Origin of the sequence: Pantoea sp. EKM10T (genome assembly GCF_011800685.1) — a bacterium.
Lineage (GTDB): Bacteria > Pseudomonadota > Gammaproteobacteria > Enterobacterales > Enterobacteriaceae > Pantoea > Pantoea agglomerans.
Map to the genome: position 1 here is coordinate 294,447 of NZ_JAALEU010000006.1, position 19,198 is coordinate 313,644.

Annotated in this window: 15 protein-coding genes and 4 pseudogenes; 14 read left to right on the plus strand and 5 right to left on the minus strand. The window is 47.5% G+C overall.

The features are described 5' to 3' along the window. The first annotated feature begins 87 nt into the window (after nt 1–87). From HFD95_RS13860 to HFD95_RS13885, 7 genes and pseudogenes are all read left to right on the plus strand, one after another. A complete protein-coding gene (locus tag HFD95_RS13860) occupies nt 88–2,448 on the plus strand; it encodes a class I SAM-dependent DNA methyltransferase (protein ID WP_167430367.1) in 2,361 nt (786 codons plus the stop codon). Continuing rightward, nucleotides 2,448–3,803 (plus strand): restriction endonuclease subunit S, encoded by a 1,356-nt coding sequence (locus HFD95_RS13865; protein WP_167430368.1) that lies wholly within the window; start codon nt 2,448–2,450, stop codon nt 3,801–3,803. The genes HFD95_RS13860 and HFD95_RS13865 overlap by 1 nt, the downstream gene beginning before the upstream one ends. After that, nucleotides 3,800–7,048, plus strand: a complete 3,249-nt coding sequence (locus tag HFD95_RS13870) for a type I restriction endonuclease subunit R (RefSeq protein ID WP_167430369.1) — start codon at nt 3,800–3,802, stop codon at nt 7,046–7,048. Before HFD95_RS13865 ends, HFD95_RS13870 begins: the two co-directional genes overlap by 4 nt. 154 nt (nt 7,049–7,202) lie before the next feature. Then, on the plus strand, nt 7,203–7,523 hold the full coding sequence (locus HFD95_RS13875) for a hypothetical protein (RefSeq protein ID WP_181955267.1): 321 nt from the start codon (nt 7,203–7,205) through the stop codon (nt 7,521–7,523). Between the two features lie 752 nt (nt 7,524–8,275). Next, the gene (locus HFD95_RS13880; protein WP_073970690.1) at nt 8,276–8,803 is read left to right on the plus strand and encodes a DUF2778 domain-containing protein; all 528 of its coding nucleotides are present in this window, start codon (nt 8,276–8,278) and stop codon (nt 8,801–8,803) included. A 1,019-nt stretch (nt 8,804–9,822) separates the two neighbouring features. Next, a pseudogene (locus HFD95_RS22145) lies at nt 9,823–9,930 on the plus strand (hypothetical protein); the annotation flags it as partial. Between the two features lie 394 nt (nt 9,931–10,324). Further along, nucleotides 10,325–10,963, plus strand: a complete 639-nt coding sequence (locus tag HFD95_RS13885) for an acyl-homoserine-lactone synthase (RefSeq protein ID WP_045140811.1) — start codon at nt 10,325–10,327, stop codon at nt 10,961–10,963. A 14-nt stretch (nt 10,964–10,977) separates the two neighbouring features. On the opposite strand, the gene HFD95_RS13890 is transcribed toward HFD95_RS13885, so the two are convergent. Continuing rightward, nucleotides 10,978–11,670 (minus strand): LuxR family transcriptional regulator, encoded by a 693-nt coding sequence (locus HFD95_RS13890; protein ID WP_167430370.1) that lies wholly within the window; start codon nt 11,668–11,670, stop codon nt 10,978–10,980. 383 nt (nt 11,671–12,053) lie between these two features. Between HFD95_RS13890 and HFD95_RS13895 the strand changes: the two are divergent. From HFD95_RS13895 to HFD95_RS22150, 4 genes and pseudogenes are all read left to right on the plus strand, one after another. Then, a pseudogene (locus tag HFD95_RS13895) lies at nt 12,054–12,221 on the plus strand (contact-dependent growth inhibition system immunity protein); the annotation flags it as partial. Nucleotides 12,222–12,294: 73 nt separating this feature from the next. Beyond that, the gene (locus HFD95_RS13900) at nt 12,295–13,113 is read left to right on the plus strand and encodes a CDP-diacylglycerol diphosphatase (protein WP_181955268.1); all 819 of its coding nucleotides are present in this window, start codon (nt 12,295–12,297) and stop codon (nt 13,111–13,113) included. 305 nt (nt 13,114–13,418) lie between these two features. Then, on the plus strand, nt 13,419–13,667 hold the full coding sequence (locus tag HFD95_RS13905) for a CopG family ribbon-helix-helix protein (protein ID WP_022625341.1): 249 nt from the start codon (nt 13,419–13,421) through the stop codon (nt 13,665–13,667). A 3-nt stretch (nt 13,668–13,670) separates the two neighbouring features. Then, nucleotides 13,671–13,946: pseudogene (locus tag HFD95_RS22150) on the plus strand (type II toxin-antitoxin system RelE/ParE family toxin). A gap of 138 nt (nt 13,947–14,084) precedes the next feature. Here the strand turns inward: HFD95_RS22150 and HFD95_RS13915 are convergent. Further along, nucleotides 14,085–14,348 (minus strand): annotated as a pseudogene (locus HFD95_RS13915) (class II fructose-bisphosphate aldolase); the annotation flags it as partial. A gap of 238 nt (nt 14,349–14,586) precedes the next feature. On the opposite strand from HFD95_RS13915, the gene HFD95_RS13920 reads away from it, so the two are divergent. Genes HFD95_RS13920 through HFD95_RS13930 form a run of 3 tightly spaced genes read left to right on the plus strand, consistent with a single transcriptional unit; the run spans nt 14,587 to nt 16,091 of the window. After that, nucleotides 14,587–15,102, plus strand: coding sequence for a DUF2778 domain-containing protein (locus tag HFD95_RS13920; protein WP_010671743.1), 516 nt, complete (start codon nt 14,587–14,589; stop codon nt 15,100–15,102). Further along, nucleotides 15,083–15,604, plus strand: a complete 522-nt coding sequence (locus tag HFD95_RS13925) for a hypothetical protein (protein WP_045140810.1) — start codon at nt 15,083–15,085, stop codon at nt 15,602–15,604. Before HFD95_RS13920 ends, HFD95_RS13925 begins: the two co-directional genes overlap by 20 nt. A 1-nt stretch (nt 15,605) precedes the next feature. After that, nucleotides 15,606–16,091, plus strand: a complete 486-nt coding sequence (locus HFD95_RS13930) for an Hcp family type VI secretion system effector (RefSeq protein WP_045140809.1) — start codon at nt 15,606–15,608, stop codon at nt 16,089–16,091. A 231-nt stretch (nt 16,092–16,322) separates the two neighbouring features. Here the strand turns inward: HFD95_RS13930 and HFD95_RS13935 are convergent, their stop codons facing one another. The 3 genes from HFD95_RS13935 to HFD95_RS13945 form a co-directional block, all read right to left on the minus strand. Next, nucleotides 16,323–17,183, minus strand: a complete 861-nt coding sequence (locus HFD95_RS13935; RefSeq protein ID WP_010671740.1) for a ketose-bisphosphate aldolase — start codon at nt 17,181–17,183, stop codon at nt 16,323–16,325. A gap of 5 nt (nt 17,184–17,188) precedes the next feature. Continuing rightward, the gene (locus HFD95_RS13940) at nt 17,189–18,613 is read right to left on the minus strand and encodes a PTS fructose transporter subunit IIC (protein ID WP_045140808.1); all 1,425 of its coding nucleotides are present in this window, start codon (nt 18,611–18,613) and stop codon (nt 17,189–17,191) included. Nucleotides 18,614–18,719: 106 nt separating this feature from the next. Further along, nucleotides 18,720–19,193 (minus strand): PTS sugar transporter subunit IIA, encoded by a 474-nt coding sequence (locus tag HFD95_RS13945; protein WP_167430371.1) that lies wholly within the window; start codon nt 19,191–19,193, stop codon nt 18,720–18,722. Between the last annotated feature and the right edge of the window lie 5 nt (nt 19,194–19,198).

Here is a 19,198-nt window from a genome sequence, read left to right on the forward strand (position 1 = left end):
TCTCATTTATTGCCCTCCGTTTGCCGTTTCGACAGTCTGTCGACCGTATGCGGCAGGTAGCGTATTCAACGTTTTTCCGGAATTCCTATGTCTGACAAAAATTTTTCGCAAACGGCTGCCTTTATCTGGTCTGTCGCTGACCTACTGCGCGGTGATTTCAAACAGTCTCAGTACGGGCGCGTGATCCTGCCCTTTACGCTGTTGCGCCGTCTTGAGTGTGTGCTGGCGGAGACTAAAGACGCGGTGGTGGCGAAGTATGATGAACTAAAAAACAGCCCACTGCCGGAAGATGCCAAAGAGAAGTTTCTGCTGCGCACCAGCACATTTTCCTTCTTCAACACCTCGAAGATGGATTTGGGTAAAATGGGGCAGAATGACATCAAAGCCAACCTGGAAAGCTACGTACAGGCGTTCTCTCCGGACGCACGTGAAATCTTCGAACACTTCAAATTCAGCGAGTTTGTCGGCCTGCTTGAAGATGCCAACCTGCTGTTCAAAGTGGTTAAGAAATTCGCCACCACCGATTTAAGCCCAAAAGCGATTTCCAATCATGATATGGGCCTGGTGTTTGAAGAGCTTATCCGTCGTTTTGCGGAAAGCTCCAATGAGACCGCCGGTGAGCACTTCACCCCTCGTGATATCGTGCGCCTGACCACCTCGCTGGTGTTTATGGAGGATGATGAAGCACTGACGCAGGACGGTATCATCCGTACCATTTACGACCCGACGGCCGGGACTGGCGGCTTCCTCTCTTCAGGCATGGAATATGTCCACGAATTGAACCCTAACGCGGTGATGCGTGCCTTTGGTCAGGAGCTCAACCCTGAATCCTACGCTATCTGTAAAGCCGACATGCTGATCAAAGGTCAGGACGTCAGCCGTATTAAGCTGGGTAACACCCTCTCTAACGACCAGTTGCCGCAGGATCAGTTCGACTACATGCTATCTAACCCACCGTTTGGCGTGGACTGGAAGAAGATTGAGGGCGAGATTAACGACGAACATACGCAGAAAGGCTTTAACGGTCGCTTTGGTCCGGGCCTGCCGCGTGTTTCCGACGGCTCGCTGCTGTTCCTGATGCACCTGATCAGCAAAATGCGCGACAACCACGATGTGGATGGCACCGTGAGCAACGGTGGGCGAATAGGGATTATCCTTAACGGCTCCCCACTGTTTACCGGCGGGGCGGGCAGCGGTGAGAGCGAAATCCGTCGCTACATTCTGGAAGCCGATTTGCTGGAAGGCATTGTCGCGCTACCAACGGATATGTTCTACAACACCGGCATTGCCACTTACGTGTGGATTTTGTCGAACAAGAAAGCTGCCGAGCGTAAAGGCAAAGTCCAGCTGATTGACGGCACCAACCTGTGCGGCAAAATGCGTAAGTCTTTAGGTTCCAAGCGTAACCTGATGGGCGAGGACGATATTAAGCTTATCACTCAGACCTTTGGTGAGTTTGAAGTGGTGGATGCGACTTCTCTTGAAGCGTTAGGCCTTGATAAAGCACCGGAGCAAAAATCTAACCGTGGACGCCAGTCAGCCACTGCTAAAACTGAAGCGGTGAAAACCTTCGCCAGTAAAATCTTTAACAGCACCGATTTTGGCTACCGCCGCCTGACCATTGAGCGCCCACTGCGTTTGTCAGCCCAGGTGACTGACGAAGCGATTGCCACGCTGCGCTTTGCCACCAAACCCCTGAATGCACCGATGGAACGCCTGTATGAAGAGTTCTGCGCACAGTGGCAAGACGATAACTACGGCGACTTTACAGATATCGAAGTTGAAGCCCGCGCGATTATCAAAGCTGAATTTGCCGAGCTGAAAGAGAAGCAGATTAAAGACCTGCTGGATAGCAAACTGTGGCTGGCTCAACGTGCTTTAATGAATAAGGCGCAGCAAATCCAGACGGCGTTGGGTGCTAAAGCGGGTGGCAAAGAGCTTGTCAGTAATGACTTTAATGAGTTCCAGTTGACGCTGAAAGGCGCGATGAAAACCGCAGGCGTTAAGCTGGATACCAAAGAAAACAAACAGTTTATCGACACCATCACCACGAAAAACCCAGCCGCTGAACCGGTAGTGAAAAAGGTACTGAAAGAAGCTGCCCAGCCGCTGTACGGTGCGTTTGAGTATAAAAGCAAAGTGGTGGAGTTCGAGCAGGACGGCGATCTGCGTGATAACGAAAACGTGCCGTTAAATCCGGCGATTGCCACCAGTGACCTGATTGAAAACTACTTTAAAGCGGAAGTGCTGCCGCACGTTGCCGATGCCTGGATTAACGCCGATAAGCGCGATGCCCAAGACGGTGAGGTGGGGATTGTCGGTTATGAAATTCCATTTAACCGCCACTTTTACGTTTATCAGCCGCCGCGCCCGTTAGAAGAGATTGATGCCGACTTGGATGCCGTCAGCGCTGAGATTATGAAGTTGCTGCAGGAGGTACATTCCTGATGACTAAATATAAGGCTTATCCGGAATATAAGGGTTCTGGGGTTGAATCTTTTGGATCTATTCCTAAGAAATGGTCGGCACTTAGACTTAAATATATTTTTGAAATAAAAAAGAGAATTGCAGGGACACTCGGGTTCGATATTCTTTCTGTAACTCAGAAGGGTGTTAAAATAAAAGATATTGATAGTGGTGAAGGGCAACTATCAATGGACTATTCAAAATACCAGAGAGTATTGCCTGGTGAATTTGCAATGAATCATATGGATTTATTGACTGGGTATGTTGATATATCAAAATATGATGGCGTTACAAGTCCTGACTATCGGGTGTTCTCTGTTCGTGATAATAATGATTTTTATAGCCGATATTTCCTTTATTTATTGCAAGATGGCTACAAACAACGTCGATTCTTCCATCTTGGACAAGGAAGTGCGCACTTAGGTAGATGGCGTTTACCTACAGAGGCGTTTAACGAGATTATATATCCGCTACCTTCGTTAGAAGAGCAAGTTAAAATAGCGGATTTCCTCGATCATGAAACCGCAAAAATCGATAACCTGATCGAAAAGCAACAGCAACTGATTGAGCTGCTAAAAGAAAAACGTCAGGCAGTGATTAGCCATGCCGTCACAAAAGGGTTAAATCCTGATGTGCCGGTGAAAGATTCGGGTGTTGAGTGGTTGGGGGAAGTGCCGGAACATTGGATTGTTTCTGGGTTCAAAAAATATTTATCCTCAATTGTTGACTATCGAGGAAAAACACCTAATAAGACAGATGATGGAATATTGCTTGTTACTGCAAGAAATATTAAGAAAGGAAGGCTTGATTATCAGTTATCTCAGGAATTTATTGCTTACTCTAATTATAATGAAGTCATGAGTCGCGGTCTGCCTGATATCGGGGATGTATTATTTACAACTGAAGCTCCGTTAGGTGAGGTAGCCAATGTTGATAGAACTGATATTGCTCTTGCTCAACGTATAATTAAATTTAAGGGTATGGTGTCATGCCTTGATAATTTCTATTTGAAATATTTCATTATGTCTTCAGAATTTCAGCAATCACTTAACCTTTACTCATCAGGTAGTACAGCTCAGGGAATAAAAGCAGAACGTTTTGTTTATTTGCGTAAGTTGTTACCGCCAATGAATGAACAGAGACAGATTGTGAGCTTTCTTGATAAAGAAATTAGCAAAATAGATATGCTAGTTGAAAAACAGTTTGTAATGCTGTCTTTACTTCAGGAACGTCGCACCGCCCTTATCTCTGCCGCCGTCACCGGCAAAATCGACGTGCGCGATTGGGTTGCGCCAGGCATCAGCGATATCGAGGCAACAGAGGAAGCTACCGCATGAGTATGGATACCACCAAAGAGCTGATTTTCCAGGATGAAATGATTGCTCAGATGGAAGATAAAGGCTGGATTCGTGGCAAGTCTGACGGCTATGACCGCGAACGCGCTCTGTTCTCGCAGGATGCCATCGCCTTCGTGCAAACCACTCAGCCGCAGGAGTGGGAGAAGTTTGCCAAAATTTATCCTGGCGATACCGAGCGTCATTTCCTCGATGCGCTGGTGGCGCAGCTGAAAAAAGCAGATATCAACGCCACCGATGTTTTGTCTCGCACCTACGGTACGCTCGGCGTGCTGCGTCATGGTATCAAAAGCCATAACGCGCGTTTTTCCCTGTGTCAGTTTAAGCCGGAACATAACCTCAATCCGGAAACCCTGACGCGCTACAAACAGAATATCTGCCGCATCGTGCCGGAGCTGGTTTACAGCCCGCATGCGTCGAGCGCTGCATTTGAAGAAACGGGCGTGAAGGCGAAGAAATGGCGTATCGACCTGGTATTGTTCGTCAATGGCCTGCCGATCGCGACCCTGGAGCTGAAGTCTGAATTTAAGCAGACAGTGCAAAACGCCATTACGCAATATAAGAAAACGCGTTTGCCAAAGGACCCGGGCACTAATAAACCTGAACCGCTGCTGATCTTTAAACGCGGCGCGCTGGTGCACTTTGCCGTCAGCCAGTACGAAGTGTTTATGGCGACCAAACTCGATGGCGATAAAACCTTCTTCCTGCCGTTTAACAAAGGCACCCATGACGGCGGCGCGGGGAACGACATCCCGGAAGATGCCAACGACTACGCCACCAGCTATCTGTGGAATGAGGTGCTGCTGCCGGACAATCTGCTGAAAATTCTCGCCAGTTTTGTGCATCTGCAAATCGAAGAGAAAGAAGACGCCATTGGCCTGAAGTACAAAAGCGAGAGCCTGATTTTCCCGCGTTATCACCAGTGGGATGTGGTGAACAAACTGATCACCGCCGCTACGGTGGAAGGGACTGGCAATAAATACCTGATTCAGCACAGTGCGGGGTCGGGAAAATCGAACTCTATCGCCTGGACGGCCCACCAACTTTCCCGCCTGTACGATGAAAATGGCGAGAAGCAGTTCCACTCGGTGATTGTGGTGACGGACCGCACCGTGCTTGACGATCAGCTGCAGGACACCATCTATCAGTTCGAACATCAGGATGGCGTGGTCGGGCGTATCAATAACAAAGAAGGTGACGGCTCTAAATCGGAGAAGCTGGCCAGCGCGCTGGAAAATTCGCAGCCGATCATTATCGTCACCATTCAGACCTTCCCGTTTGTCCTGAAAGCGATTGAAAACAGCGTCAGCCTCAAGCAGCGTAAATACGCGGTGATTGCCGATGAAGCGCACTCCTCGCAGAGCGGCTCTACGGCGCGTCAGCTGAAAGAAGTGCTGATGACCGAAGAGGCGGATGACGATGTGGAGATATCTTCAGAAGATATTCTGGATGCCACCGTTGCCGCGCGTAAAGGCAGCAACAACCTTAGCTATTACGCCTTCACCGCCACGCCGAAAGCCAAAACACTGGAGTTGTTTGGTCGTCGTCCTCATCCGCTGGAACCGGCGTCGAAAACGAACAAACCGGAAGCGTTCCACGTTTACTCCATGCGTCAGGCCATTGAAGAAGGCTTTATTCTTGATGTGCTGAAAAACTACACCAACTACAAGGTAGCCTACAAGCTGCTGCAAAAGCTGGACGATCCTGATCGGGAAGTGGACAGCAAGAAAGCAAAGATCAAACTCAACCAGTGGGTGTCGCTGCACGATCATAACGTGTCGCAGAAAGTGAAAGTGATTGTTGAGCACTTCCGCAAGCATGTTATGCACTTACTGGCTGGTCAGGCGAAAGCGATGGTGGTGACGAGTTCGCGTAAGGCTGCGGTGCGCTACAAGCTGGCCTTCGATAAATACATTGCGGAACAAAAGTACGACAAGATCAGCGCAATGGTGGCGTTCTCCGGGGAAGTGGAATTCAATGAAGATGACCACAATAGCTTTGCGCTGCTTCACCAGAAGTTCACCGAAATCAATATGAACCCAGGCCTGAAGGGCCGGGATATGCGTAAAGCGTTTGATACCGATGACTACCAGGTGATGCTGGTGGCCAACAAATTCCAGACCGGTTTCGACCAGCCCAAGCTGTGCGCCATGTATGTGGATAAAAAGCTGGGCGGCGTGGAGTGTGTACAAACGCTGTCGCGCCTGAACCGTACCTATCCCGGGAAGGCGCAGTCCGGCACCTTTGTGCTCGATTTTTACAACGAACCCGACGAGATTTTGGGCGCATTCCAGCCGTACTACCAGACAGCAGAACTGACGGATGTCAGCGATCCGCAGCTCGTTTTTGAACTGTTTGAAAAGCTGCGTACCAGCGGTATTTTCCAGTGGAACGAAGTGGAGCAGTTCTGCGAAGCATTCTTCAGCAAAAACAAATCCAACGCGGCTATTAGTAATATCTGCAAACCTGCGGTGGATCGCTGGAAAAACCGCTACACCTCGGCGATTGATGCGTATGTGCTGGCCAAAGAGATGTTTGAACGCACCAGGAAGACTGGCGATGTTGTGCTGATCACCAATGCGGAAAACACCTTTAAGGACTGCGAGAAAGAAAAAAGTAAGCTGGATATCTTCAAAAAAGATCTCGGCAGCTTTGTCCGCTTTTACGAGTTTATGTCGCAAATTGTCGATTACGACGACAAGAACCTGGAAAAGCTGAGTCTGTTTGCCCGCCACCTGCGTCCGTTGCTGCATGAACAACGTATCGAAGAGGATGAGATTGATTTAAGCAACGTGGAGATGAGTCATTATCGCCTGTCGAAGCTTCACGAACAGCACCTGAAGCTGCAAGAGGATGCTGAAGAATACAAAATCAAGCCGGGGAATGATGTCGGCACGGCGAAGCCGAAGGACAAGAAAGAAGAGTTTCTGTCGAATATTCTGTCTCGCCTTAATGAGCTATTTGTCACCGATAATCTCACCGATAAAGACATGATCAATTATGCCTTCGCGGTGCGCGACAAGCTGTCAGAAAACCAGGCTGTGATGACCCAGATTGCCAACAATACTCGCGAACAGGCGATGCTGGGGGATTTCCCGAAAGCCATTGATGATGCCGTGATGGACAGCAACGAGGCCCAGCAGGAGATGATGGTGCAATACCTCTCTAACCCGGAACTGGCGAAAGGCTTTGCCCGGGTGGTGTTTGATATGTTGAAAGGGGCATAATTTTTTAAGTCGTCGGTGAGTGGGGTGTTTAAGTGATAAGTAGGAATAGACTTCCCTTGTTATTTTCCGCCTCATGACGCGTAAGAAGTGGCTATAAGGATGTATTTCAATTCAGAGGGTTAATGAAAACTTTCCACAATATAAGGATTTACTTATGCAAGCGTTAAAATTCTCAGTGTCTCTTTTCGCTCTCGGCCTGTTCTCTACCACTGCTTTAGCTGATGAGGCACACGTCTGTCGTTCGGCCTCGCTGCCTCAATCCAATAGTGCAGCAACCCTCTCTGACAACACCTCTTTTTCATGTGGTAGCGATATCTCAGGCACAGTACCTGCTTTGTCAAAAGCAGGCTGGAAGATTACGCATGTTCTGGAGCAATCAGATATGTCAGCTTTATCTTCAATGAAATCTGGTAAAATGCCGCCAAACCCAGGTGATTTAGCCAAAACATATTGGGTGCTGATCATTCAAAAATAATTTATTAGCATTATAGTAGTAGGTCTTTTCAAGCCTGATAGTAAATACAGAATATCAACTAGCGGGAGCACATCTCTATTCTTTTTTTTTGAGTGTGTCGCTCCCGTAAAAAGATTTTTTATAAGAAACTGATTTTTATCCTGATTGGCTAATTGAGATTTCGTATTTTCATACCTATCGTTCAAGTATAAATCGCTAATCGGCTTGTTAAATCATTCATAAATTCGTGACCTTTGCATAGATTCTGGTTTATAGATTAATTAGTCCCAACAGGTTTAATTTTGATTTATAAACGCATGCCGATTATCTCTGTTAATTGACTTGCTGCCAATGAGCTGCACCTAATCGATTAACATATGGCACAGTTAATAATGTCTTAATAAGCCTCATGAGGACATTGTCATAAAAAGATATTTTTTCCGAATCAGCATCCTCTGCCAAGCCGAATCTGAAACTGGAGTTCCTGCAACGGAACTCTGTGTTAAGCACACTTTCTCCGCTGTGACCTCCTGCATCTGGCGCAGGAAATCTGGCGGTAGAATTATAAAGAGTGTTATCTACATTCAGCACTGGGTTATCAAAGTCTATCAGAGTTTTCAGCACGTTGGCGAAATAGAAACACAGTAAATATTAGATATATCACTAACTCATGATTGTGTTGAATATTAGACGCAGATCATTTTCATTTTATGATGAGGCATTATGATAAATCACACTCATCTAGAAAATGATCAAAGTAGAAGGAGCCAGACATGGCATTAAAAGGAATTTTCACTGTCAATGATGCAGATTACTCACCTTTACTCATGTATGGGATAGGGACGTTTATGGCGTACTCTGGTAACAGGGAATATCGCAATCGTGCAGGATGCATTGCAGTTCCAGACAACGGGCCAATACCTGATGGATTATATCACATCGTTAAGCGCCCAACCGGTGGCTGGAAAGGTATAATCCGAACTGACTTGCATGATTTCTACTCATGGCCTACTTCAACGCCAGTTATCAAGTATGAATGGTTTGCTTTGTATCGTGATGATGGAAGGATAGATGACCATATGTGGGTTAATAATGTAGAGCGAGGGAATTTCAGACTACATCCTCGCGGGCCTCTTGGTGTATCTTTAGGCTGTATCACTTTGCAACACAGAACTGATTTCATCGCTATTCGGCAAGCATTACTCTCTACTTCACAAGTGAAATTACGTAATGGACTAATGTCTTTTGGCACAATTGAGGTGGTTTTAAATGGAAGCAAAACGTGTCCCAGCGGGGTTTAGAATCCTTATCGCAGTATCTTTGTTTGTAATGACGTTCCTTCTGGTAAGACCGTCAGATCCATCGACACAAGGAGAGCAGCAGTTTTGGACAGAGTTAGCAAAGCTATTTAAACAACGCGATATTGAGGGTTTCGTGGGTATTGCGCTATTAGTGATATGTACAATGGTAACGCTCATTGGTTATCAGATTATAGTCAGAGCGATTGAGAAGAAAATTAACACTAAGCAATGATTTTATAAGGTGTGAATTAATTCTGGCAGAAGTTGAAAAATTAATTATAAATTGAATGACGTAAATTCGCTCACATTGTGCATTAAATTATTAAGACATGTATGGCTAAATCTTAGGTTTTCTTGCCCAAAAATACGTGCATGCGTGATTGATTGAGTTGCATTATAACCTGCTCACCGTTTTCTGGTGTATCCACCACCGGGACATCGGATTTTCGTTGCCTGATTGTTTAATTCACTTTCCTGCAGTCCGATTATCCCCTGGGAATGAAAGAGACCACACAGGGATGTTTATATGGGATTGAGTCTGCCAGAAAAACCGTCTTATTTGTCTATCGGGTAATAATCTTCCGCCGGAGCCGTTTGAACGTATCATCAGCCCTTTTGCTGCATGGAGCCACGCCGGACAGGACTACCAGTTTGATTATCGCTGACATCACCAGCGCTATATCGTCAATATCGAACCAAAGTCCAGCTATCCCCTTGCCGGAACGCTTTCCAGACACGCAGAGCGGTCAAAGGAACAACTAAAAGCCATGATAGAGTGTGGTGATGTGGTATGCCTGAATGATGTGTGTGTTCTGTCCGCCGGGCTGTTTTACATTGACGACAACGGTAAGTTAATTTGCGGCAATGAAAATGCCTTCAGATTCGGTGGAGCCAAAACACTATCGGTGCGTTTAATCCTGCAGTGAGTAAGCGCGATCACTGACGCTCTGACGGAAAACCTGCGCCAACCTCATTAAGGCAGCTCAGCGTGGGAGGCGGGAGACAGCCAGCCAGTAACCTACGGAACGCTTAACATCAAAAACGTCGGCCGGTTACTCGCTGCTGGCGGTATCTGTAACGATAATAGTGAGGGGTTTCGTATAACGGCTGAACAGTTTGGTGGCGATGTCTTCAGCAACTGATAAGTGTCAGACGGGGATACCCCCGGTTAACCTGTATCACAGATTAGATAATAGTTGCTTTAGTCAATGCAACAGGAAAGCTTGCCCCTTAAAATTATAAAGGGCAATAATTAAACTATAGTTAATTGATGTTTTTCGTATTTTAATATAATTATCGTTTGAGCGCTTAGTGCACTCTGTACCCGGTACCTGAAATATCAGATAATCGCGGGTGGGTTTTCCCTGGTGTTGACTTGGTCTTTGACCTCCTGACCGCTAAGCATGGTGAGTGCCTGGTGGTCAGGTACTTTTTTAAGTATAGAGTCTGCGCAGGTGTAATAAAAGCTGTCTTAAAAGACAGGGGTAATAGTTCCCATGTGTTATTATCAGGAATGAATGAATGAATTCTGCTATTGAGTTTTTTTTGCGTGATTACGATGAATTTCCGCCAGAATTATCAACCGAACTCTACCGGCTCAGAACAAAAACATTTCGTGAGAGGCTCGACTGGAAAGTCGAATGCATTGACGGCATGGAAAAGGATCAATTTGACAACGAAAATACGACTTACCTGCTGGGCATGCATAACGGGAAGTTGCTATGTGGTGCACGGTTTATAGATTCAACGCAGCCGACGATGATGAGCGAAATTTTTCATGAATATTTCGAGGGTATAAGTGGTCTCCCCACAGATATCCCCTGTTGTGAGATTAGCCGGCTGTTTTTAGATAAAGAAAGACGTGACTCTGCAGGCCTGCACGGCTTGCCCGCCAGTAAAGTGTTATTCCTTGCAATGATTTTTTATTGCATGAAGAGAAACTATCGGGGGATGTACGCTGTGGCAAGTCGCGGCATGTATGCAATATTTCGCCATGCGAACTGGAAAATAGAAGTTATTCAGAAAGGCCTTTCTGAAAAAGGGGAAGTTATCTACTACATTTTCATGCCTGCCAGCATGAGCATCGTGGAAGATATTATCACCAGGGACAAAGCCAGTGGCTGGCTTCGTGAGATGTCCCGGCATTTACGCCATCTTTAACCCGTAACGTTGGCTCAGTTGTCCAGCAGCCGGAGCTCCGTCCCAAGTTTTACCGCATGTGTGGCGTTATTCACTCCGAGCTTTTTCATGACGTTGCCCATATGAAATTTTACGGTGCGTTCCGCAATAGATAAAATGACCGCAACTTCGGCGTATGTTTTCCCGGCGCCGACCCACTTAAGTATCTGCCGCTCACGCGGTGACAAAAAAACGTTTTTTTTCTGATGGTGTTGACTGTATAAGTTAAGCGTCTTCTGATGTAATTTAATAAGAAAACTAACTATTTTCGAACGATTTTTTTCCATGTCAACACCAGAATCTTTCTGACTGATAATGGATAGCAAAGCCAGGTTGTTCAGGTAGTCATGCAGAGGGAATGTCTGCCCCTGGAAAATATTATATTGAAAGCTTTCATTAAAAATTCGCGTGAGATTGTAGCCGCCTGACAGAATGACGTTGTTTTCCCAAAAAAAATCTTCAACACAACGTAAACTCTGAATAATGACAGGATCAATAAACTGATATTTTCTTTCAAGGTATATATCGAACCACTCAGGGTTGTTATTAATAATACGCATCTGTGAAGGGTCTTTCTTGTTCATAATGGCGTAGGCATAGATAACACCCTTGTAATCCTCAAAGAATGCATTCAGTTCATTCTGGATTAACAAATTGATTCTTGTATCGTTGTAGTATGTATCCTTCACGTCAGTTTCTACCTCCGGGATGAGTGGATAAACCAGTATAATCCGCTTCGTTAGCTGTTGCTAATCGTATTTTAATCCAGCTAACGGACAGCGGAAATGACATCTGCCAGCAATATCCTGAATATTTTTGCTTTACAAAACGGATGGAAAGACCAGCTTACAAGACTACAGATGAATTATCGGGATTCACAAAAATCTGCGGGGACAGCAGGAACATTCGAATAATGATTCGCGATTTTAAGTTATTGCTGACTGGAGTGAACCGACAGCAGCATTTTTCATAACAAAACTCATGCTGGCAGGCGTAATTAAACAGGCACCGAGTCAGTATCTGACTGCTGACGGTTTTTAAATCCTGATTCTCATGCTCTCCTTCGGCTCTCCGGCATGGTTTGATAGGTGATATTGAGCAATTTATGAGTGAGTCTGAAAAGCTGGCGAACGATTTTGAAGGCCGCTATGGCGCGGAATTTTCCACAGAATTATGGGAAACTACGCCTGCAGAATTCCTGATGCTTTTGAAGCAAAAGGTTAGTGCATCTCTTTCTTAAGGCTGAAGGCTGATTTGCCATTCGGCTAAACGCTCCCCCAATATGAACCCCTGCTTATGAGGTTATACCTGCATTGAGTCGCCTGACCGGACGCAATCCGTTGAACGGGAAATTGTTGTGGCGATGCCGGTCTCTGCCGCTGGTCATCGCGCTGATGCTGACAGGATGCGCCCGCTCTGACGCGCTGTGGACGGTCACGCATGACCTCTGCATGAATAACTATCACTATCGTCGCGATCCGACTCCCTGCCAGCAAATCTATCTGCCGCAGGACAGCACACAGGGCTACAGCATCATCCAGAATCCTCGCCACAAGCTGCACTTTATTCTGGTGCCGACGGTGGCGATGTCCGGCATTGAGAGCATTGCGCTGACGCGCCCCGGACGTCCCGACTATTTCGGCTACGCCTGGTTAATGCGCTATCGTCTGATGGCGGCCTATGGCGCTGAAGTGCCTGAGGATCGGCTCGGCATGGCGCTGAATTCCGCTTATGGCCGCAGCCAGAATCAACTGCATATTCATCTGACCTGCCTGCGGGAAGATGTCTATCGCCAGCTTCAGGCCGAGCGCCCCTTTATTCATAATGACTGGCGACCCTTGCCCGACCGTTTGCTGAACCACACCTACTATGCCCGTCGCGTTATGCAGCCGACGGCGATGGGGATTTATCCTGTCTCCTCCGTAGCGCGCCATTTCCGGCTGTCGCCGCCGCAGCTGGCAGAGTCTGGTGTGGCGCTCATCCCGGCGACGTTTTCGGGAGAAAAAGGGTTTATCCTCCTAACCACCCGGCGCGGCTGGGATAAGGGCAATCGGGCGTCCGTTGAGTCGCTACTGGATAAACGCTGCGCTATTCTTTCAGCGCCGCCAGCTGACGTTTCAGACGGGAAGTAACTAAACCTTATAACCCTTAATCCTCCACCGACCCAGCCACTCTGCTGTAATCAAACGCTCTGCCAGCAAGAACCCGGCTGACGAGGACGATCGCCCGTGCATCGGTTTCGTAAACATTGAATCAGGTTCGTGTCCGCCCAATATAGTGAGATCGCATAGTCATTTATCAGACCAGTCCATAGGTGACAATTAGTGCGAAACAAACCTCAGGATGCTGCCCGCAAAATAAGCTCTGATGTTTTTATAGACAAACCCAAGCTAGACTTAATAAAAGTTATTAACTGTTATTAAAAGAGGTGATCACTATGGGTTCTCTTACAAAACAGACCATTAGCGCACAGATACCCACCGATTTGGCTAATGCTGTAGAAAATCTGGCTGTGGAGCTGGATCGTTCTAAAAGCTGGATCATCAAGGAAGCGTTGACCACTATGCTGGCTGAAAGGGAACGGCGTCATCAGAGCATTCAGGCTGGTCTTGCCGATGTAGATGCCGGGCGTGTAGTAAGTCACTCTGACCTTGTTGAATTTGGTAATCGTTTAAAGAAAAGCTGATAAATGGAAATTTACTGGACGCTTAAAGCTCAGGATGACCTGGAACGCATCTAACGTTTTTCTCTTCAGTACAGCCGCCAGCATGCTGATGATGTCTTAGACCGCCTGATAACCGGCAGTGCTGGCCTCAAGGCACACCCAGCAATCGGCATACAGCAGGTTCGATATGAACCTCGGGACGTTCGAAAGGTGATACTGGATGACTACGAGATTCACTACGAACTTCGTGATAATGCTATCTACATCGTGGATCTCTGGCATACAAAAGAAGAGCGATGAGCAGATCTCTTTTCATTGATGGCTGTTGCTTACTGACCTGATACTTATTTAAAGCTCACTTCTCAAAACCCAAAAAAGACACCGATCCATCAGTGCCTTTCCCATACTCAACTCGCAACCAATCCCCCCACCAACCCCTTACCGATACAACGCCGCTTTCCCCACCGAACTAAACAGCGCCATCTTCGCGGTGACCACTTCACTTGCCGCCTGCATCGGTTTAACAAACAGAGCATTAGGCTCGTGACCCCCTAGCTTCAGTTCCTGCTCCAGCGCCACGAAAAACGCCTTCTTCATATCGCTGGAGATATTGATTTTACCGACGCCATAACGAATTGATTCCGCGACCTCGCTGTCTTTGTTGCCCGAACCGCCATGCAGTACACGTGGAATATTAATTAATAGTAAGCTTGTTACAAGCTTGTGATTTATACATGGTTGTTGAGCTATAACATCTCTGTTACTCTCAGGTTAAATAACAAGCCATAAACGCATATTAATTACATCTGTTAAGTGACTTATTGCTAACATAATCATCCTATTTATTAAAGTCAGACTTTTTCCAGGAAAAATTATTGCTCATATTCTTTTCACCAGCGTAGGATAAGCGCACAAAGGATTATAGATGCAAGGATTATCAATGGCTCTACATGGAAAGTTTGTTATTAATGATGCTGACTACTCACCGTTATCCTTTCCGGGTGTGGGAACGTTTTTAGCGTTCTCTGGCAATGGTGCTTATCGTAATCGTGGTGCCTGTGGAATGATTCCTAAAGAGGGGCCTGTACCAGCGGGTAAATACTGGATTGTTGACCGTCCTGAGGGAGGCCTCCGATCACAACTAAATGCCGGTGTAAGGGATATTTATAATCATTTTGCCAGCGGTGCTACGTTCAGGCATTCCGAATGGTTTGCAATATGGCGGGATGATTGGGCAATTGATGATTACACCTGGGTTGATAGCGTTAAGCGTGGTAACTTTCGTTTGCACCCCGGCGTTCTTTCTGAGGGTTGTATCACACTTCCGCATGATTCTGATTTTTCCCTGTTACGCAATGCATTATTAAGGACCCAGAAAATAGAGGTTCCTTGTATGAGGAAGTTAAAGGCCTATGGAACGATTGAGGTAATTGCCAATGGCAAAACATGTCCTTAGTCTCTTTATAAAATTAGCGCTCTTTACTGTGATTATGCTGTTCGTTGCTAAAGAAGTTCCCTATGATGGATTAGTTGACTCTATAACAGTCTTATTTGATTTCCAAAGCGCTCTGAACGTTACCCATTTCATTCTGGGTGAACCTGACTTAGAGGCCTGGGAGTCGTTGCGAGATTACTTTTCTATTTTAATTAATACTCTAATCAGCATTCCGGTTATGAGTGCGATTATCACCCTTTTTAACGGCCTTACTCACAAAGTGAACCCATCTTGCCTCCCTAAAGAGTGGGCTTTCTCTACCGTGCGACGATTGATAAAAATAATCATTTTTGTAATGCTGCTTTGGTTATTCGTCCGCTTTGTACCTTACCAGGCTGTTTTTCCGGACATAGAAAAATTTTCAGATGTTGCTATGGCTGCACTTATGGCTTTCAACCTGATTTTAGCCCTTTTCTGCTATTACTTTATTATGAAGAAATGCACATTCAAAAGGAGTTTGTAAAATGCCTATTCCAGCTTACATGTGGCTTAAAGATGACGGCGGTGCAGATATTAAGGGATCTGTAGACGTTCAGGATCGTGATGGTTCTATCGAAATTGTTGGCTTCAGTCACGGTTTAAATATTCCAGTGGATAGTGCCAACGGTAAAATCACCGGCAAGCGATCACACTCTCCCATTATGATTGAAAAAGAGTTTGATAGCGCCAGCCCATACTTATACAAAGCCGTTGCTACTGGTCAGACGCTGAAAAGTGCGGAGATTCGCTGGTATCGCATTAACAATGCCGGGCAAGAGGAATGCTATTTTGTTATGACTATCGAAGGGGTGAAGGTGACTGGCATTAATCCGGGGATGCCAAATGCTAAAATGGCAGGAAACTCGCAGATCAACCATATGGAAAGCCTTTCCCTGATGTACGACAAAATCACCTGGCGTTACGTTGATGGTAATGTGCAGTATACGGATGACTGGAATGTTCGGTCCTGAGATTAAAATCCTGTTTCCTGTGGTATAGCTAAGTTCTCCCTGGCAGTGAAGCACTAATTAAAACGTTACCGGGGTGTAATGGGGGATCTAGTGACGACCTCCATCCATGCTCGAAAAACGTTACGACCGCGTTATCCGGTTGTACAACATCTAAAAAAGGCACCTATTCATCGGTGCCTTTTCCCAGCCTCCGTGGCAGTCTTCAAGCCACCATCCACGCCACACAACCCCTTACCGATACAACGCCGCTTTCCCCACCGAACTAAACAGCGCCATCTTCGCCGCGACCACTTCACTCGCCGCCTGCATCGGTTTAACAAAGAGGGAATTAGGCTCGTGACCCCCAAGCTTCAGTTCCTGTTCCAGCGCCACGAAGAACGCCTTCTTCATATCGCTGGAGATATTGATTTTACCGACGCCATAACGGATCGATTCCGCGACCTCGCTGTCTTTGTTGCCCGAACCACCATGCAGCACCAGCGGAATATCAACCACCTTACGGATCTGCTGCAGGCGCTCGATATCCAGCTTCGGCTGCTTCCCTTTGGGGTAGAGACCATGCGAGGTGCCGATGGCGACCGCCAGCGTGTCGGTGCCGGTCTCGCGCACAAAGGTCTCTGCCTGCTGCGGATCGGTATAGAGAATCTCGTTACTGCCACCTTCGCCGCTGCCTTCCGCCACGCCGATGGTGCCCAGCTCCGCTTCCACAGAGACATTAATCGTGTGCGCTATCTCGACAATCTTCTTCGTCAGCGCAATGTTCTGTTCGAAAGGGTGAGACGAGGCGTCAATCATCACCGAGGTAAAACCGGCGTAGATCGCCTTCATCACCTCTTCCAGCGAGCGGCCATGGTCCAGATGGATCACCACCGGCACGCGCGCCTGAATCGCCAGCGTCCGCAGATAGCCGATAAATTCCGGGCCGGTAAAGGCCATCTCTTCAGGATGGATCTCCAGAATCAGTGGTGAATCCAGTCTCTCGGCAGTCTCAACCGCCACACGTCCAAACTCCGCGCTGGCGATGTTAAACGCACCAACGCCAAACTGATGCTGTCGGGCAACGCTGAGCAGATCTTTCATGTTGTAAAGCATAGGTTTTATCCTTGTTTTGCAGGAACGGAGATATCTTTTTTCAGGAACAGCAGGATCAGTGCTGTCAGTAAACTGCCTGCGGCAATCGCAAACAGATAACCCATGACATTGCTGATCACGTTAGGAATGAAGATGACGAAAATGCCGCCGTGTGGAGCGCGGGAAGCGCAGCCCAGCATCATTGAGAGGGCGCCCGCTAACCCGGAGCCCGCCACAATGGCCGGGATGACGCGCAGTGGATCGGCGACCGCGTAAGGGATTGCGCCTTCGGTAATGAATGACAGACCGAGGATGTAGGTGACCTTGCCGGTCTCACGCTCCTGCTCGGTAAACTTGCGGCGGAAGAGGGTGGTTGCCAGCGCGATGCCCAATGGCGGCACCATGCCTGCCGCCATACAGGCGGCAATCGGTCCGTAAACCCCGCTCGACATCAGGCCAATCGCAAACATACAGACGGTTTTATTCAGCGGGCCGCCCATATCAAAGGCCACCATCATGCCGAACAGCAGGCCGAGAATGGCCGCATTGGTGTTACCCAGCGAACTGAGGAAGTCGGTCAGCCAGCCGAGCAGCATTTTGATCGGCTCACCAATCAGCAGCGCCATTAGTGCGCCGGTCAGCAGCACGCTTAACAGAGGCACGATTAAAATAGGTTTCAGTCCGGCGACCGCTTTGGGCAGATGGATATGGTTATTGATCAGCAGCGTGATGTATCCGGCCAGGAAGCCGGCAATCAGCGCGCCGAGAAAGCCGGAGCCGGTGTGGATCGCCATCATCCCACCCACGGCGCCCGCCACGATGCCCGCTTTGCCGCTGACAGACTGGCTGATCCCCAGCGCCAGAATCGGTAGCATCAGGGCAAAGGCGGAACCGCCACCGATGTCAGAGAGCATCTTCGCTATCGGGCTGAAGTTCGCGTCCCCTGGTGTGGCCGCCGTAATTCCGAATGAAAAGCTCAGTGCGATTAAAATGCCGCCTGCTACCACAAACGGGATCATCAGGTTTACGCCGGTGATGAGGTGCACATAAATCTCTGAAATCCAGGAACGGGAACCCGACGCCTCACGGGCACTGTTAGCCGGTTCAGATGCACTGGCCTGCGGAGCGGAGTCGGCAAGCCTCGGAGCCAGTTCGCCGTTAACAATGGCATTTAACAGGCCTTCAGCATCCTTCGCGGCACGGGTAACGGGCACCTCAATCACGTTTTTGTGCTGGAAGCGCGCCATCTCAACTTTTTTATCTGCGGCGATTAACACGACGTCCGCCCGATGAATATCGTCGTCGCTGAAAATATATTCGCTTTCAATCGCGCCCTGGGTTTCAACTAATACATTCAGGCCCAGTTTTTTAGCCGCTTTTTTTAAATTACTTTCGGCAAGGTAGGTGTGGGCGACACCTGTAGGACAGGCGGTAATGGCAATAATGTTCATAAATGTTCTCCAGTGAAAATTTTATATTTATGTTTTTCGGTCTGAAGGGATGGCTACAACCTGGAATACCTCCTTTATTTTTAATTCATGCTGCTCTCCGGTTTATTCAGGCTCCCGATCGGGATAACAGTAAATGAAACATTTCTTCGCGATGCGAGACATTAAGCAATTGCTCGACGACATCCTCATCGCCTAACGCAATGGACATTTTGGCGAGCATTTTGATATGGCCCACATCTTTATCGGACTCTTTTACCGCGAACAGAATAACCAGCCGGACTTTGGTGCCGTCGATGGTTTCCCACGGAATGTCCTGGCGTAAACGACCGACGGCAATACGGGTTTTGGCGACGGCAGCAGATTTACCGTGTGGAATAGCAATATGGTTTTCAAATCCGGTAGAGCCTAATTCCTCACGCAGATAGACATCTTTCAGGAAAGCGGCTTTATCGGTGACGGCCCCGGTCTGGCAGAGCAGGTCGGTCAGCTGAGAAATAATCTGCTCTTTGGTCTGGCAATCGACATCGAGAATAATGCACTCTTCTTTTAATACTTCGTTAATAGCCACGGCTGTCGTCATTTTGC

Coding starts and splice junctions, on each gene's coding strand:
- HFD95_RS13860 (WP_167430367.1), top strand. CDS start 88: ATGTCTGACAAAAATTTTTCGCAAACGGCTGCCTTTATCTGGTCTGTC.
- HFD95_RS13865 (WP_167430368.1), top strand. CDS start 2,448: ATGACTAAATATAAGGCTTATCCGGAATATAAGGGTTCTGGGGTTGAA.
- HFD95_RS13870 (WP_167430369.1), top strand. CDS start 3,800: ATGAGTATGGATACCACCAAAGAGCTGATTTTCCAGGATGAAATGATT.
- HFD95_RS13875 (WP_181955267.1), top strand. CDS start 7,203: ATGCAAGCGTTAAAATTCTCAGTGTCTCTTTTCGCTCTCGGCCTGTTC.
- HFD95_RS13880 (WP_073970690.1), top strand. CDS start 8,276: ATGGCATTAAAAGGAATTTTCACTGTCAATGATGCAGATTACTCACCT.
- HFD95_RS13885 (WP_045140811.1), top strand. CDS start 10,325: ATGAATTCTGCTATTGAGTTTTTTTTGCGTGATTACGATGAATTTCCG.
- HFD95_RS13905 (WP_022625341.1), top strand. CDS start 13,419: ATGGGTTCTCTTACAAAACAGACCATTAGCGCACAGATACCCACCGAT.
- HFD95_RS13920 (WP_010671743.1), top strand. CDS start 14,587: ATGGCTCTACATGGAAAGTTTGTTATTAATGATGCTGACTACTCACCG.
- HFD95_RS13925 (WP_045140810.1), top strand. CDS start 15,083: ATGGCAAAACATGTCCTTAGTCTCTTTATAAAATTAGCGCTCTTTACT.
- HFD95_RS13930 (WP_045140809.1), top strand. CDS start 15,606: ATGCCTATTCCAGCTTACATGTGGCTTAAAGATGACGGCGGTGCAGAT.
- HFD95_RS13935 (WP_010671740.1), bottom strand. CDS start 17,183: ATGCTTTACAACATGAAAGATCTGCTCAGCGTTGCCCGACAGCATCAG.
- HFD95_RS13940 (WP_045140808.1), bottom strand. CDS start 18,613: ATGAACATTATTGCCATTACCGCCTGTCCTACAGGTGTCGCCCACACC.
- HFD95_RS13945 (WP_167430371.1), bottom strand. CDS start 19,193: ATGACGACAGCCGTGGCTATTAACGAAGTATTAAAAGAAGAGTGCATT.